This is a genomic window from Streptomyces sp. NPDC050674, from assembly GCF_040654575.1.
Classification (GTDB): domain Bacteria; phylum Actinomycetota; class Actinomycetes; order Streptomycetales; family Streptomycetaceae; genus Streptomyces.
Genome location: NZ_JBFAIG010000027.1, coordinates 26,164 through 41,246, shown reverse-complemented (window position 1 = coordinate 41,246; position 15,083 = coordinate 26,164). Strand labels below are relative to the sequence as shown.

Below are 15,083 nucleotides of genomic sequence, written 5' to 3'. Positions count from 1 at the left end.
GGACAGCACCGTTTCCGTGCCGGGGCCGGGCGAGGAGTACGCCGTCACACATGATCGGTATATCGAACGTCGTTCGTGTTGCCGGATGGGACCGTAGGGGGCCCGTGGTGTCACCGTCAATACTCGTGCCGCCCTCACCCTCAACACCTGCCGCGCAGGGCGGGCGTTCACGGCCGCTGTCGCCTGCCGGGGGGCGAGGGTGGCAACCGTGATGCCGCGACTGCCGCTCCCGGCTCAGGCTCCCGTGCCGGTGGACCCCCGCAGGGCAGCGGTCGTCCCAACCGGCTTGGGGAGCGGTGCGTTGGGCGTTGCCACCCGTGTGCCCTGCGTCCCGGGTCGCCTCGGCCGGACGCCGGGCCGGGGCGGAATCCGCTGACCGTTACGGAGTTCATTGCCGTCGCGCGGGCGCACGGCGTCGGTCATGCGGAGGCCGGGGCCCCGCGGAGGCCGGGGCCGCCTCACCTCGGCGGTGCGGTGCGTGTGCCGGCCCTGCCCGCCGTGGCCGACCCGGAACACCTGTGATCCCACATCACCGCCGACGCACCCGGCGCTCGGAGGACGAGTCGGTCCTCCTCGACACCGTTCACCTCGCACGGGACGCGTGCAGCCCCGGGATCTGTGGCTGTTCGTCCGGCCCCGCCGTCACGCGTCCGGCCGGGGCCGGATCCGCATGCCCGGGCGGCGGCGGTGCACCGTCACGTACGACAGGCCGCTCTCGCCCACGGTCAGTCCGCGCACGCCGCCGTGCGGCAGCCAGACCAGGCTGCCGGGCTCCAGGGGGCTCGGCCCGGCCGCGGAGCCGAGCGTGCCGTGGCCGGAGACGACGAGCAGCAGGACGTCGAGGTCGGGTTCCGCGTGCGCGTCGACCGACCCGTGGGGCGGGATGCGGACCAGGTTGGCGTCCAGCTGCCGGCCGGGTTCGGCCAGACGCCACAAGGCGCCGGTCGACGCCGGTTCGGCGGCGGCGAGCGACGCGGTGTTGCACAGGACCCGCGGCACGGGAGCGTCGGCCGCGCCGAGGGGCGTCTGAGGGTCGGTCATGGGGCGTGCCACCTCCGTTGCGGGCCTGCCCCGGGGCGGTCCACCTGGCCGGCAGGCGAGCCGCACCGCTCACGGGCGGATGCACGCAGGAATCTAGCATCGGCCCCGTGCGCGATGATCATGCCCCATTGGCCGGGCCCGGCCGCCCCCGGCCGCGGCGCGTACGTCCTGTCCGCGCCGCGGCGAGGCGAGCCCGGGCCCGCGCTCGCAGGCCCGTCGCCTGCGTGCCGTCACTCCTCGTCGGACGTGGTGGGGCGCGTCCGGCCGGGTTCCGGTTCCTCGCCCTGCTGCGCGCGGGCGTGGAGCACGTCGCCGATGAACAGGTCGTACACCAGGACGCCGATCACACCGCCGACGAGCGGCCCGACGATCGGGATCCACCAGTAGTCGCTGAACGCCCCGGCCAGACTGCCCGGAAACGCCAGTTGCTCCCATCCCGCCATCCAGGTGAACAGCCGCGGGCCGAAGTCACGGGCCGGGTTGATGGCGTACCCCGCGTTCGCGCCGAAGGACATGCCGATGGCGGCCACGACGAAACCGATGATCAGCGGGCCCAGGTTCGCCTTCACGGCCGTGTTGCGCAGGTCGATGAGGGCGACCACCAGCATGACCAGGAAGGCGGTGCCGACGATCTGGTCGATCAGCGGGCCCCAGACCCCGCCGTTGAAGTACGGCGCGGGGAACGTGGCGAAGATCGAGAACGAGGCGAGGGTCTTCCCGTTCGTCTTGGGCCCCTTCATGGCGGCGTCGAAGGCGTTGATGGCGTCGTGGTACACGGCGTAGACGAGAGCGGCCCCCGCCAGCGCGCCGAGCACCTGGGACACCCAGTAGGGCACGACCTTGACCCAGGGGAACCTGCGGCGGACGGCGAAGGCGAGGGTCACCGCCGGGTTGATGTGCGCGCCGCTGACGCCGCCGGCCACATAGATGCCGAGGATCACGGCCATGGCCCAGCCCCAGGTGATCAGGAGCCAGTCACCGGCGCCGAGGAAGAAGACGGTGGGCCCCTCGGTGCGCCCCGAGCCGGGCAGGGCCGCCACGGTCATGGCCACCACGCCGCATCCGAAGGAGATGAGGACGAACGTCCCGAGGAACTCGGCCAGGCACTCGCCCGCCAGGCCTGCACGGCGTCTGAGCCTGGAGGGTTTCACCAGAGGCTTGATCTCCACTGCCATGTGATTTCTCCCTGGGTTCGCCGCGGTCCGGGCTGACGCGCGGTCATCACGTCGTAACCCGGGGCGAGGGGCGCGGCAACCGCAGGAGATGCCCACATGGCGCGGTGGCGCGGTGGCTCAGTCGCTCCGGGGCGCCCCGTCGGCGGGCTCGCTCTCGCCGGAGCCGAGCCGGACGCAGCACTCCCCGGGTTCGGGCGCCAGGACAGCGCGGACGCCGTTGACCTCCAGGCCGTCGAGGTAGCCGCTGAGGAAGGCGTGGTTCATGCCGCACACCAGGTCGGGGGCCTTCGCGGCCAGCGGGTGGAAGGGGCAGTTGCGCAGCCGGAGCCGGGTCGGGGTCTCCCGGACGGGCTCGTAGCCGTACCGGTCCAGCAGGCGCTCGCAGGCGGTCAGGCCGCGCTCGGCGCCGAGCCGGCCCGGACGGGTCTCGGTGCGTGCCGCCTCGCCCACCTGCCGGCCTCGCTCCCGCGCGGCGCGCATCGCCGCCTGGCCGGCGTTCTCGTCGGCCCGCTCGGTCAGGACGGCGTCCAGGAGCAGGTCCGCCAGCAGTTCGTGGCGCCGGTCGGGGATGTTCACGGTGATCTGGGCGTCGGTGGGCTCGTACACCTTCGGCTGTCTGCCCACCTTGCGGGTTCCGTCCGGCGCCTCGTAGCGGGCGCGCAGCAGCCCGGCGTCGACCAGCTTGTCGAGGTGGAAGGCGGCGAGCTTGCGGGAGATGCCGACGCTGGCGGCCGCCTCGTCACGGGTGACGGCACGCCGGGCACGCCGGATGAAGGCGAACATGCGTCGGCGTGAGTCCTCGCTCAGGACGCTGACGGAGTCGATGGCGCTGTCGGCCTGGTCGGCCTGCGCGGACGGGTCGGAAGCCACGGGACCACGGTAACTCCCACAGGCATGGGAACAGCAGTTCTTTCGCCGCTCTGTGCTGCATGACTTGACGGCGGCACGGAATAACACCAAGACTTGTTGGTGAAACCCCTGGAGGTCACCATGGTCGAAGAGTCACAGCTTCAGGCGAAACGCCCGGTCAGCCCTTCGCTCGCCGGGCCGTACGGCCATCCGTTCCACCCGATCCTGGTGACCGTGCCGATCGGCGCCTGGGTCACCAGCCTGGTGTTCGACATCGCGTCCCACGTCGTCAGCCGCCCGGGCTTCCTGACCCAGGCCTCCGAGTGGCTGATCGCGATCGGGGTGATCGGTGCCCTGCTGGCGGCCATGGTCGGGTTCCTCGACCTGTTCGCCCTTCCCGGCGCCACCCCCGCCTTTCGCACCGCCCTGGTGCACATGACGCTGAACCTGCTGGTCACAGCCGCCTACGTCGTGAACTTCCTGTGGCGTCTCGGCGATCACGCCGACGGCGGAAGCGTCGGCGCCGGCCCGCTCGTCCTGTCCGCCGTCAGCGTGGCGGCCCTGGGCGTCTCGGGATTCCTGGGCGGCAAGCTCGCCTACCGCTACGGCGTGCGTGTCGCCGACGAGAACACCCAGGCCGAGGGCTTCACCACCGACCGCGGCCCGGGGCGCTCCCGCTCCTCCGTATGACCGGCCCGGCCGGGCCCACCCGGCGACCGGTGCCCTCCGGCCGCCCCCGACATCGTCCTCACCCTCGGAGCTCTTCATGGACATCGCCGCACTGATCGCCTGGGTGGTCACCGCCCTCGGCGGGTTCCTCATGCTCGGCACCTGGATCCGGCGCGGCGGGATCCACCGCCGAGGGACGGGCGCGACCCGCCTGCCCGCGCCCGTCGTCTTCGGCCACTTCGCCCTGGCCGCGCTGGGGCTGGTGGTGTGGATCGTCTACGTCGTCGCCGACGAAAGCGCCCTGGCCTGGACGGCGTTCGGTCTGCTGCTGCCGGTCGCCCTGCTGGGCTTCGTGATGCTGGCGCGCTGGATCCCCGTCCGCCGCGCCCACCCGGCGGTCTCCGCCGCCCCCGCGGAGTCCGGGACCGTCCCCGCCGAACGGCACTTCCCGCTCCCGGTGGTCATCGCCCACGGACTCTTCGCCGTGGTCACCCTCGTCCTCGTCCTGCTCACCGCGCTGGGCATCGGAGGTAGCTGACATGACCGACTACCCGGTGCAGACCTCCCTGCGCAGCGACCTGCTCGACGACGTGCCGGGGGCACCCGCACGGCCGGCCTTGCGGGTGGTCCACGAATCCGACGGGGTCGACCTGGCCGCCGCGGAGACCGCGGCAGGCCGGTTCCTCGAGGCCCTCGGCATCTCCACGGCTTCGGAGAGCCTGCGCGGCACACCCGGCCGGATGGCCCGCGCCTACGCCGAACTCTTCAGCCCGCGCCCCTTCGACCTGACCACGTTCCCCAACGACGAGGGGTACGACGAACTCGTCCTCGCCCGGCGCATCCCGGTCCGCACCGTCTGCGAGCATCACCTGCTCCCGGTGGTCGGCGTCGCGCACGTCGGCTACCTGCCCGGCGCGCGCATCCTGGGCCTGTCCAAACTGGCGCGGGTCGTCGAACACTTCGCCTGCCGCCCCCAGGTCCAGGAACGGCTGACCAAGCAGGTCGCCGACTGGTTGCAGACCCAGCTGGAACCCAAGGGCGTCGGCGTGGTCATCGAGGCCGAGCACTCCTGCATGACGCTGCGCGGCGTCCAGGCCACCGGCTCCGACACCCTGACCTCGACCCTGCTCGGCCTGCTGCGCTCCGACGCGCGCTCGCGCGCCGAGTTCCTGTCGCTCACCGGGGTGGCCTGACCCTTGGTGTGCTGTCCCGAGAGGCCGGTGACGCGGGCGCCCGGAGCCGTCTGGAAACGGCCCCGGGCGCCGCGGGTCAGCGGCTCACCGCAGCTCTCGCGCATAGGGCGCGAGGCTGATCCGGTCGATCAGCGGCGCGTACCGGGAGCGGAGCAGTACGCCCGGGAAGGTGTCCGAGGCGTAGGTGGTGCCGTCGAAGTTCGGCCGTTCCTCGGAGCGGAAGCCGATCGTGTTCTCGCCCTTCTTCAGCTGAACCGGGACCGTCAGCTCCCAGAAGTTGTTCTGGTGGAAGCTGTGCGGGAAGCCGACGCGATGTGCCGGGCCGCCGTTGACGCTGAGGTCGGCGTGGCGGGCGAGCGGGTCGGGGTTGTAGTGGGTGGCCTCGGACTGCTCCGGGTTGGAGTAGCGGATGCGCAGCGCGTACAGGCCGGCCCGGTCCGCTGAGACGGTGAACGTCGCCGTGTTGCCGTTGCCGGGAGCCCCGCCGATGCCCGTGATCGCCGTGCCGTCGGTGGCCAGGGAGAGCGGGGCGAGCGTGGCCGAACCGGCGAGCCGGGCGTCGCCCGCCTCGTAGGTGCGCACCGGCAGTGTGCCCTCGGTCGGTGTCACCGTGAGGCGGTCGACGAGGGTCGTGGCCGGACCACCGGTCACCGTCACCTTGTTGACTCCGCCGGAGAGGGAGACCGCCGCACCACTCCGGCCCTTGGCCAGACGCAGGACGTCATGGCCGTTGACGGAGAGCCGGGCGCCTGTTCCACCGAGGGTGTCGACCCGGAGGGTGGCCTCACGGTCGGCCGGTGAGTAGACCCAGAAGGTCGCGCTCTGGCCCTTGGCGAGGCGCATCGCGCCCGAGCCGGTGGTCGCCGGCTTCGGAAGGTCGTAGACCGGGCGCGCTCCGCCGGACGGCCAGGCCAGTTCACCTTCGTACACCTGCGTGTCCGCCGAGGCGCGGGGGAGGGAGAGGGTGAGGCGGTCGACGATGGCGTCGCCCTTGGTGGCGCGCTTGCCGTCGGCGCTCTTGGCGGCGAGCGTCAAGGTGTGCTTGCCCTTGGTCAGTTCGAGGGTGGTGTCGGTGTGGTCCCAGACGACCCACTTGTAGCCGAGCGGCAGGTGCAGTTCCCGCTCACTGCCCGCCTTGCCGTCCACGCGCAGGAAGACGTTGGTGGGGCCCTGCTCCTTGACCTTGTCGAACGTGTTGAGGGAGTTGGCGAAGACGCTCAGGTCGTAGGTGCCGTCCTCGGGCACGTCCACGGTGAAGTCGAGTGCCACGTCCGACCCGGTGCGCAGGCCGCCGACGTCGTAGCCGCCGGAGGTGTAGAACTTCGACACGTCACGCGGTGACCCCTCCGGGCCGTTCTTCGACCAGCCGGAGCCGGTGTGCGCGGCGTCCTCCGCCTCGTACGAGGACTGCCAGCGCACGGGCGGCGCCTGCGTGCCCTTGGCCTCACCGGCCGGGCTGAGCACGATCTCGTAGGCCGAGGACTCCTTCAGCTTCGGCAGGGTGCCGTCGCCGAAGTCGAGGGCGACCGTGCCGTCGTCACCGACCTTCAGATTCGACTCGGCGAGGAGCTTCGGACCGGACGAGTCGCCGACCTGCCCGCTCCACTCGATCTCCCGTACCCAGGCGTGCACGCGCTTGCCGAAGACCTTCTTCGGGACACCCGCGAAGGTGATGTGGCCCTTTCCGGTGGACCCGCCGAAGATCAGCCGGGACTGCTTCTTCTTCTCGTCGAGGGTGGCGACGCCCTGCATGGTGTAGTTCTCACCCGGGAACGGCGGGGCCACCTTCACCGTGTGGCCGCTCATCGAGGCGTACGAGTTCAGCAGCCACCACTGCCCGTTGCCGCGGTTCGACTGCACCGCGGAGTCCGACAGGTTGCCGTCGATGTTCCAGTACGCGATGTCGGCGTCGACCTTGGACTCCTCGATCGCGGACACCCACTGGATCATCTGGCCCGGCACCGAGGTGTGGTAGTTGAACGCGTACTCGTTGATGTTGATCGGGAGTTGTGTGCCTTCCCGGTCGGTGCCCTTGAAGAGGTCCTTCTCCCACGCCCGGTACTTGGCGACGCTCTGGCGGACCGCCTCCGGGTGGCTCAGCTCGTGCCAGGTGACGACGTCCGGCAGCGTTCCGGCGGCCAGGGTGTGGGTGAGGAAGCCCTTCACCTGGTCGTAGAGGACGCTGGTGTTGGGCCCGGCGATGCGGGCAGCCGGCATCTTGCCCTTGATCAGCTTGTACGCGTCGTCCCAGGCGGCGAAGAAGGCGTCGGGGTCGTTGAGCCAGCTGACCTTGTCGTAGCTCCACTCGCCGGTGCCGAACATGTTGCCCTCGGGCTCGTTGAACGGCACGAAGACGATGTTGTCCTGGTACTGCTTCGGCAGCTTCAGGACCTGGTCGACCTGCTCGGCGATCTTCTCCTTGTAGAGCTTCAGCTTCTCCGCGGGGGTGTCGCCCGGCCACTGGTACGGGAAGCCCCGGTGGATGTCGGTCATGTAGATGTACACGTCACCGTCGGTGGAGTCGGCCAGCGGCTTCACCACCTCCAGGGCGTCGGCGCCGGGGTGTTGCGGGCCGTCCTGCGCCTTGGTGGAGACCGTACGCAGGCCCATGCCCTCGATGAGGTTGTTGGTGGGGACGTCCGGCCCGTACACGCCGTACAGGGTGCCCGAGGCGCCGCCGTGGAACGCGCCGGTGTTCGAACCGAGGTCGACGGTGAGCTGCCCCTCGCGGACCACGGTGACGGTGGCCTTCACCGCGCGCCCCGCCGCGGTTCCGGCGACGGTGAAGGTGCCCGGCGTGGCGTACTCGGAGGAGGGGACGGCGTCCCAGGCGACGGGGGTGTCGCGGTCGTAGCCGTCGGAGAAGGAGGCACGGACGGCGGCGGGCAGGGACGGGGCGGTCCCGGTGGTGGTGCGGACGTCGAAGGACGTCCGCGAGAGCTCCTGGACGGTCGGCACGGCACCGACCGTACCGGCCACCTGCTCCGGGCTCAGCGCCGCGTGCCACACGGTGAAGTCGTCGATGGCGCCCTTGAGCAGCGGGTCAGGGTAGAGGGACTTGCCTATGTACCCGGCGGCGGTGGCCGAACCGTCCAGCAGATCCCCCGCCTTGATGCCGGTCGCGGCGGAGGACACCGCCACGCCGTCGAGGTAGGTGGTCAGCCGGCCCGCGGCGGTGTCGAGGGTGACGGTGACCGTCCGCCACTCGTTCGCGGGCAGGCTCGCGTAGCCGCGGACCTGGGCCTCGGCGCCCCCGCCGCCGGTGGTCACGGACGTCTGGAACAGCCCGCCGCCGTTGTACGGCGTGGCGAAGAGGTACTTGGTGGTGTCCGTGCCCAGATCGAAGAGCCGCTGCCAGGGCGAGGTGTCGCCGCTCCACTTCACGCGGGCGGACACGGTCAGGTCGGTCGTCCCGGCGAGCACCTGGCGGGGCAGGCGGACGTACGCGCCACCGGAGGTCGGCGCACCGCCGGGCAGGGAAAGCGCCCTGCCTCCCGCCGTGCCGTCGACCGATCCGGCGGTGGAGCCGTTCACCAGTGTCGCCGTCAGGCCGTTGCCCGAGCTGTCCGTGATCTTCCCGGAGACGAGGTCGTCCTGGTCGAAGGAGTAGCGGGCGGCGGGCCGGGGCGTGTCGGCGGCCTGCGCGGGGGCGGCCGGTGCGGCCAGCAGGCCCGCTCCGAGGGTCAGCGCCACGGCGGCCGGGGCCCGGCGCCGCGTGAATCTGTCAGCGGATGGCATGGATGGCGTCCTCAGTCGTCGTGTCGTCGTGTCGTCGTGTCGTGCCAGGCATGTCGTCGTGTCATGGCTGCGTCGCTTCGCCGAGCAGCGGTCTTGGTCGGCGTGCCCGTCGAACCGGTTCGATCCATGGCGCGCGGGAGGGCGGGGAACACGTGGGGACGGCGGGTACGGCGGCCTCGCGGCTGGGGCGTGGGGGTTTCCGCTCCACCGCTGCCTGAACGGCTCGCTGTGTCGAACCGGTTCGCGAAGCTAGCACCGGGACTCACGGCCAGCAATCCCTCTGACATGAGGATCTTGTCGGGACATTCGATCCACCAGGGACGCGCGTTCGGGGTATTGACAGGGGTCCGGGCAGTTCCTACCTTCCTGCCAAGCGAACCGGTTCGACGAGCTAGGAGTTGCCGTGAACATCGGTGAGATCGCCCAGCGTGCCGGTGTCTCGCGCAGCACCGTGTCCTACGCGCTGAGCGGCAAGCGCCCGGTCTCGGAGGCCACCCGCCGGAAGATCCAGCAGGTCGTCGACGAACTGGGCTACCGGCCCAGCGCCAGCGCCCGTGCCCTGGCCAACGGGCGGACCAGCACGATCGGTCTCGTCTTCCCGCCGGCCGGCAACCACTACACCGGCATGCAGCTGGACTTCATCGGCAGTGTCGTGGAGGCCGCCGCGGCCTACGACTACGACGTGCTGCTGTCACCCAGCGGCGTGGACAGCGACCGCTCGTTCCAGCGGCTGCTGGGGGAGCGGCGGGTCGACGGCGCCATCCTGATGGAGATCAGGCTGGAGGACGACCGGGCCGAGCACCTGGATGCGCTGGATTTCCCGGCCGTCGCCATCGGCCGCACCGCCCACCCGGAGCACGGCTGGTGGGTGGCGCTCGACCACACGGCGCTGGCGGCGGCGTGCGTCCACCACCTCGCGGACCTGGGCCACCGCAGGATCGCCTTCGTCAACCGGCCGGAGCAGCTGCTGAAGGCCGGGTACGAGTCGGCGCACCGCGGTCTGGACGGCTTCACCAAGGCCGCGGCCGAGCGCGGGCTGACCGTCCGCACGTACTGCTGCGGGGACGACGCCGCCTCGGGCCAGGCCTGCGTGGAGCGGATCCTGCGCGACGAGCCGGAGACGACCGCCCTGGTCACGCTGAACGAGGCCGCGCTGGGCGGCCTGTACCGGGGGCTGGCCGGGGCCGGCCGCCATGTGCCGCGCGACTTCTCCGTCACCGGAGTGGTGGCGAGCCGGTGGGCGGAGACGGTGACCCCGCAGCTCACCGCGGCGGACGTACCGGCGGAGGAGATGGGACGGCGCGCCGTCGAACTGCTGGTGGAGCGGCTCGACCAGCCCGGTGCCCCCGCCCGCCACCACCTGCTGACACCCCCCATCTCGCTGCGGGCCAGCACCGGCCCCGCCTCCGGCTCCCCACGGCCCTGACCCCTCCTCTCCTTTCCTCTCGTTCCCTCTCCTGTCTCCACCTCTGTTCTCCTTCTCCTTCTTCGGGCTCACCCCTCACCGCCTCCCCCGGGTGTGCCCGCTGCCCGCACGTCGCCCCTGTCACGGCACCCCTGTGCCAAGAACGAAGGAACCCGCGATGCACATCGACTCCAGACGGCGCCTCGCCGCCGTGGCCCTGTCGACCGTCCTCGCCGCCGCCGGCACCGCCTGCTCCTCCGGCTCGGGCAGCACCGACACCAAGGGCGCGGACAGCGGCACCTACACGATCTGGGACCCGTACCCGCAGTTCACCAAGGGCTCGGCATGGGTGAAGCTGCTGGACGCCTGCGGTGCCAAGGCCGGTGTGAAGGTCAAGCGGACCGGGTTCGACACCAGCGACCTCGCCAACAAGACGCTGCTGGCGGCACAGCAGGGCAACTCCCCGGACGTCCTCATCGTCGACAACCCGGTGGTGTCCACTCTCGCGGAGGCGGGCGTGCTCACCACGACCGACGACAACAAGCTCGACACCTCCGCCGTGGACCCCAACCTCCTCGCGGCCGGGCAGTCGGGCGGCAAGACCTACGGCACCCCCATCGGCGCCAACACCCTCGCGCTCTACTACAACAAGAAGGTCCTGAAGCAGGCCGGTGTCGACATCGCCTCCGTCAAGGACTGGAAGTCGCTGACCGCCGCCCTGGAGAAGGTCAAGAAGGCCGGCAAGAAGGGCATCACCTTCTCCGCGATCGGTACCGAGGAGGGCAGCTTCCAGTTCCTGCCGTGGTTCTGGGGCTCCGGCGCGAAGCTGACGGAGCTCGACTCCGACCAGGCCGTCTCCGCGCTGTCCCTGTGGAAGAACTGGCTGGACAAGGGCTACGCCCCCAACTCCGTGCTCAACAACACCCAGACCACCAGCTGGCAGGAGTTCGCCAGCGGCGACTACGCCTTCGCCGAGAACGGCACCTGGCAGCTCGCGGCCGCCAAGAAGGCCGGCTTCGACTACGGCGTCCTGCCCGTCCCGGCCACCGGCGGAGGCAACGCCGCGGCCCCGACGGGCGGCGAGTTCGTCACCGTGCCCGTCCAGGGCGACACCGCCCGCTACGCCACCACGAGCAAGCTCACCACCTGTCTGACCAGCACCGCCCACCTGTACGACACCGACACCACCCTCTCCTACGTAGCCCCCACCGAGGAGGTGCGGAAGAAGCAGGTGGCCGCCGACCCCGCGCTCACCGCGTGGGTCGACGCGGTCAAGGCGGCCAAGGGCCGCACCAGCGACGACCTGGGCACCAAGTACCCCAAGATCTCCGAGCAGCTGTGGAAGGCCGTGCAGTCCGCGCTCAGCGGATCCAAGTCGCCCGAGGACGCCCTGACTTCCGCGCAGGACGCGGTCAAGTGACATGGGTCCGATGAAGCAGACCGTCCAACCGCCGGACCACCGGCCCGCACGGCCCGCTCCGGGGGCGGCGCACGCCGCCCCGGGACCGGACCACACCGCGCGACGCCGCCGGCCCGCCTCGACGCAGTGGGCCGCCTGGGCCTTCCTCACCCCGGTGACCCTCTACCTTGCCTTCTTCTACGCCTATCCGCTCTACCGCAACCTCGACCTGAGCCTGCGCGACTACACCGTCCGCTCCTTCGTGCAGGGCGACGCGCCGTTCACCGGCCTGCGGAACTACCAGAAGGTCTTCGACGACCCGACCTTCGCCCCGGCCCTGCTGCACACCGTGGTGTTCACCGCCGTGTGCCTGGCCTTCCAGTACGCCATCGGGCTGGCCCTCGCCGTCTTCTTCAACCAGCACTTCCGGCTCTCGGCGACCCTGCGCGCCCTGTTCCTCGTCCCCTGGCTGCTGCCGCTGATCGTGTCGGCCTCGACCTGGTCGTGGATGCTCAACAGCGACTCCGGCATCGTCAACGCGGCACTGCACGCGCTCGGCCTCGATCCCGTCAACTGGCTGACCTCGCCTTCCTGGTCGCTCACCTCTGTGATCATCGCCAACATCTGGATCGGTGTCCCGTTCAACCTGGTCGTGCTCTACAGCGGTCTGCAATCCATCCCCGCCGGGCTGTACGAGGCGGCCGCCCTCGACGGAGCGGGAGCCTGGCGCCGCTTCTGGAGCATCACCTTTCCGCTGCTGCGCCCCGTCTCCGCGATCACCCTGCTCCTCGGCCTGGTCTACACACTCAAGGTCTTCGACATCATCTGGATCATGACCAAGGGCGGTCCGGCGGACGCGTCCACCACCTTCGCCACCTGGTCCTACCGGCTCGGCTTCGGCAATCTGCTGCCCGCCTTCGGCCCGGGCGCGGCCGTCGGCAACCTGCTGGTCGTGGCCGCCCTGGTGTTCGGCGGGGTCTACATGAGGGTCCAGCGAAAGCAGGCGTACGCATGAGAAGCCGACGCTCCTGGGGAAAGACGACGGTCGGCGTCCTGCTGACCGCGATCATGCTCTTCCCGGTCTACTGGATGCTGAACGTCTCCCTCACCCGCGACCAGGACATGCGCAAGTCCCCGCCCGGCCTCTTCCCCGTCCACGGCACCCTGGCCGGCTACCGCACCGTCCTCGACGAGCAGTTGCCCTACCTCGGCACCAGCCTGGTCATCGGCCTGGGCACGGTAGCCCTCACCGTGGCCCTGTCCGCCCCGGCCGGTTACGCCCTGGCCAAACTGCGCCCGCGCGGCGGGGGAGTGCTCAGCTTCCTCCTGCTCGCGGCGCAGATGATTCCCGGCATCATCATGGCGATGGGCTTCTACGCCATCTACCTCCAGCTCGGCCTGCTCCAGTCCGTGCCCGGCCTGATCGTCGCCGACTCCACCCTGGCGGTGCCGTTCGCGGTGCTCATCTTCACCGCGTTCATGTCCGGCATCCCCGGGGAACTGCTCCAGGCGGCGCGGACCGACGGTGCCGGTCCGCTGCGCACCTTCTGGTCGGTCGTCCTGCCGATGAGCCGCAACGCCGTCGTCACGGTGTCGCTCTTCGCGTTCCTGTGGTCCTGGTCGGACTTCGTCTTCGCCGGCACCCTCGTCAACGGCGGGGCGCACGAGCCGATCACCCTCGGCATCTACCACTACATCGGCAACAACAACCAGGAGTGGAACGCCATCATGGCCACCGCCGTCGTGGCCTCGCTGCCCGCCGCGGTCATCCTCGTCCTGGCCCAGCGCTACGTCGCAGCCGGCGTGACGGCCGGCGCGGTCAAGGACTGACCCCTTCCCCCTGCGCGAGAAACGAGTGCCCCTTCATGACCGCCGACCACTCCGGCCCGGCCTTCTCCGTCCACGACATCCCGTTCAGCACCTACGGCTCCTGGTTCGGCATCTCGCCCGTGGTGGCGGAGAAGACGTACGCCGAGGACCTCCATCTCGTCTCCCACCAGAACGGCCTGCACGCCGTCCTGCGCCTGACGCCCCTGGACCCTGTGACGGGCGACCGGGTGGAGACCCGCGTGGGGGCGAGACCGGGCCTGCTCAGCTGGACCGGCGCGGGCGGCCGCGTCGACCTCGCCTACGAGTCCCCGGACACCGTGCGCCTGCGCGGGAGCGGGACGGGGATCGCCGTCCGGGCGGCCGCCGAGGTCCTGACGCCGTTCAGCGGAACCTACTTCTTCCACGACGCCGCCGCCGGCGCCCATGTGTTCACGTCGTACGAGACGGGACGCCGCTATCGCGTCACCGTCCTGTCCGGCACCGCCGACGTGACCGGTGCCCAGGCGCTGGGCAGTGCCGAGCGCGGTCTCGCGATGGCTGCGGAGACGGGCGGGACCTGGGAGATCGCGATCGAGGAACTCGACACCGCCCGCCCGCCGTACTCGTCCGAGGCGGCCTTCGACGAGATCGCGGCAGCCACGCGAGGTTCGTTCGCCGAGTTCGCCGACGCCGTCGCTCCCTGGCGCTCGTCCGCCACCCCGGCGGCCGAACTGGCCGCCTACGTCCTGTGGTCGGCCACCGTCCGCCCGACGGGCCTGGTCACCCGGCCCGCGGTGCTGATGTCCAAGCACTGGATGGACAAGGTGTGGAGCTGGGACCACTGCTTCAACGCCCTGGCTCTCGCGCCCGGTTGTCCCGAACTGGCCCGGGACCAGTTCTCCCTGCCCTTCGACCATCAGGACGCCAGTGGTGCCCTGCCGGACTCGGTGACCCACTCCGAGGTCCTGTACAACTTCGTCAAACCGCCCATCCACGGCTGGGCCTTCGGGCACCTGCGCCGCCGTCTGCCGACGCCGCCCGGCCCGGACGAGCTGGCCGAGGTGTACCACCGCCTGGAGCGCTGGACGAACTTCTGGCTCACCGCCCGGCGCGCTCCCGGCGCCACCTTCCCGCACTACCAGCACGGCAACGACAGCGGCTGGGACAACGCCACCACCTTCGACCCCGAGCGGGTGGTGGAGACCGCCGACCTCGCCGCCTTCCTCGTCCTCCAGCTCCGCGAACTCGCCGACCTGGCCCTGGAGCTGGACCGGACGGACGAGGCGGGCCGGTGGAAGCGGGCCGCCGAGCAGACGCAGGCGGCGATGCTGGACCAGCTCTGGAGCGGCGACCGGTTCGTGGCCCGGGGCGTCGGCACGGGCGACACCTGGGACAGTGCCGGGCTCCTCGACCTGATGCCCATCGTGCTCGGCGAGCACCTGCCGGGCGAGGTCAGCGCCGCTCTGGCCGACCACATCAAGGCCCATCTGACCCCCTACGGTCTCGCCACCGAGCTGCCCACCTCACCGCACTATCTCGACGACGGTTACTGGCGCGGCCCCATCTGGGCTCCCGCGACCGTCCTGATCGAGGACGGCCTGCGCCGCGCCGGCCACCGCCGCCTGGCGGACGACATCAGCGCCCGCTTCCGCGCCCTGTGCGAAGCGCACGGCTTCGCCGAGAACTTCGACGCCCTCACGGGAAGGGGACTGCGCGACCGCGCCTACACCTGGACCGCCGCCGCCTACCTCATCCTCGCGGAGGCGTACGCGCTCCGAGGTGAGCATGACCTGACGTGAACCGGT

The 15,083-nt window shown here is 71.0% G+C and carries 12 protein-coding genes; 8 read left to right on the top strand and 4 right to left on the bottom strand.

The genetic code is table 11. The features are described from left to right. Positions 1–642 precede the first annotated feature (642 nt). From AB0I06_RS31990 to AB0I06_RS31980, 3 genes are all read right to left on the bottom strand, one after another. Complete coding sequence (locus AB0I06_RS31990) at positions 643–1,041, bottom strand: cupin domain-containing protein (protein ID WP_363122348.1); 399 nt, start codon at positions 1,039–1,041, stop codon at positions 643–645. Between the two features lie 230 nt (positions 1,042–1,271). Further along, entirely contained in the window at positions 1,272–2,216 is a 945-nt protein-coding gene (locus AB0I06_RS31985) for an MIP/aquaporin family protein (RefSeq protein WP_363122347.1), read from the bottom strand. Positions 2,217–2,333: 117 nt separating this feature from the next. After that, the gene (locus AB0I06_RS31980) at positions 2,334–3,086 is read right to left on the bottom strand and encodes a helix-turn-helix domain-containing protein (RefSeq protein WP_363122346.1); all 753 of its coding nucleotides are present in this window, start codon (positions 3,084–3,086) and stop codon (positions 2,334–2,336) included. 120 nt (positions 3,087–3,206) lie between these two features. Between AB0I06_RS31980 and AB0I06_RS31975 the strand changes: the two genes are divergently transcribed. From AB0I06_RS31975 to folE, 3 genes are all read left to right on the top strand, one after another. Further along, a complete protein-coding gene (locus AB0I06_RS31975; protein WP_363122345.1) occupies positions 3,207–3,755 on the top strand; it encodes a DUF2231 domain-containing protein in 549 nt (182 codons plus the stop codon). Between the two features lie 76 nt (positions 3,756–3,831). Continuing rightward, positions 3,832–4,272 carry a hypothetical protein gene (locus tag AB0I06_RS31970; RefSeq protein WP_363122344.1) on the top strand — a complete coding sequence of 147 codons (441 nt, stop codon included), beginning with the start codon at positions 3,832–3,834 and terminating at the stop codon, positions 4,270–4,272. A 1-nt stretch (position 4,273) separates the two neighbouring features. Continuing rightward, complete coding sequence (gene folE, locus AB0I06_RS31965) at positions 4,274–4,927, top strand: GTP cyclohydrolase I FolE (protein WP_363122343.1); 654 nt, start codon at positions 4,274–4,276, stop codon at positions 4,925–4,927. An 84-nt stretch (positions 4,928–5,011) separates the two neighbouring features. Here the strand turns inward: folE and AB0I06_RS31960 are convergent, their stop codons facing one another. Continuing rightward, a complete protein-coding gene (locus AB0I06_RS31960; RefSeq protein ID WP_363122342.1) occupies positions 5,012–8,665 on the bottom strand; it encodes a LamG-like jellyroll fold domain-containing protein in 3,654 nt (1,217 codons plus the stop codon). A 403-nt stretch (positions 8,666–9,068) separates the two neighbouring features. Here AB0I06_RS31960 and AB0I06_RS31955 point away from each other — a divergent pair, with 403 nt between their 5' ends. The 5 genes from AB0I06_RS31955 (at position 9,069) to AB0I06_RS31935 (ending at position 15,077) form a co-directional block, all read left to right on the top strand. Then, positions 9,069–10,091 carry a LacI family DNA-binding transcriptional regulator gene (locus AB0I06_RS31955; protein WP_363122341.1) on the top strand — a complete coding sequence of 341 codons (1,023 nt, stop codon included), beginning with the start codon at positions 9,069–9,071 and terminating at the stop codon, positions 10,089–10,091. A 157-nt stretch (positions 10,092–10,248) separates the two neighbouring features. Next, positions 10,249–11,490 (top strand): sugar ABC transporter substrate-binding protein, encoded by a 1,242-nt coding sequence (locus tag AB0I06_RS31950; protein WP_363122340.1) that lies wholly within the window; start codon positions 10,249–10,251, stop codon positions 11,488–11,490. A gap of 10 nt (positions 11,491–11,500) precedes the next feature. Next, positions 11,501–12,484 (top strand): sugar ABC transporter permease, encoded by a 984-nt coding sequence (locus AB0I06_RS31945; RefSeq protein ID WP_363122339.1) that lies wholly within the window; start codon positions 11,501–11,503, stop codon positions 12,482–12,484. Then, a complete protein-coding gene (locus AB0I06_RS31940) occupies positions 12,481–13,299 on the top strand; it encodes a carbohydrate ABC transporter permease (protein WP_363122338.1) in 819 nt (272 codons plus the stop codon). Before AB0I06_RS31945 ends, AB0I06_RS31940 begins: the two co-directional genes overlap by 4 nt. 35 nt (positions 13,300–13,334) lie before the next feature. Then, positions 13,335–15,077, top strand: coding sequence for a trehalase family glycosidase (locus AB0I06_RS31935; RefSeq protein WP_363122337.1), 1,743 nt, complete (start codon positions 13,335–13,337; stop codon positions 15,075–15,077). Positions 15,078–15,083 lie beyond the last annotated feature (6 nt).

Bases quoted from the DNA above. Each gene is read 5' to 3' on its own strand.
- AB0I06_RS31990 (WP_363122348.1), bottom strand. From the start codon at position 1,041: ATGACCGACCCTCAGACGCCCCTCGGCGCGGCCGACGCTCCCGTGCCG.
- AB0I06_RS31985 (WP_363122347.1), bottom strand. From the start codon at position 2,216: ATGGCAGTGGAGATCAAGCCTCTGGTGAAACCCTCCAGGCTCAGACGC.
- AB0I06_RS31975 (WP_363122345.1), top strand. From the start codon at position 3,207: ATGGTCGAAGAGTCACAGCTTCAGGCGAAACGCCCGGTCAGCCCTTCG.
- AB0I06_RS31970 (WP_363122344.1), top strand. From the start codon at position 3,832: ATGGACATCGCCGCACTGATCGCCTGGGTGGTCACCGCCCTCGGCGGG.
- folE (WP_363122343.1), top strand. From the start codon at position 4,274: ATGACCGACTACCCGGTGCAGACCTCCCTGCGCAGCGACCTGCTCGAC.
- AB0I06_RS31960 (WP_363122342.1), bottom strand. From the start codon at position 8,665: ATGCCATCCGCTGACAGATTCACGCGGCGCCGGGCCCCGGCCGCCGTG.
- AB0I06_RS31950 (WP_363122340.1), top strand. From the start codon at position 10,249: ATGCACATCGACTCCAGACGGCGCCTCGCCGCCGTGGCCCTGTCGACC.
- AB0I06_RS31945 (WP_363122339.1), top strand. From the start codon at position 11,501: ATGAAGCAGACCGTCCAACCGCCGGACCACCGGCCCGCACGGCCCGCT.
- AB0I06_RS31940 (WP_363122338.1), top strand. From the start codon at position 12,481: ATGAGAAGCCGACGCTCCTGGGGAAAGACGACGGTCGGCGTCCTGCTG.
- AB0I06_RS31935 (WP_363122337.1), top strand. From the start codon at position 13,335: ATGACCGCCGACCACTCCGGCCCGGCCTTCTCCGTCCACGACATCCCG.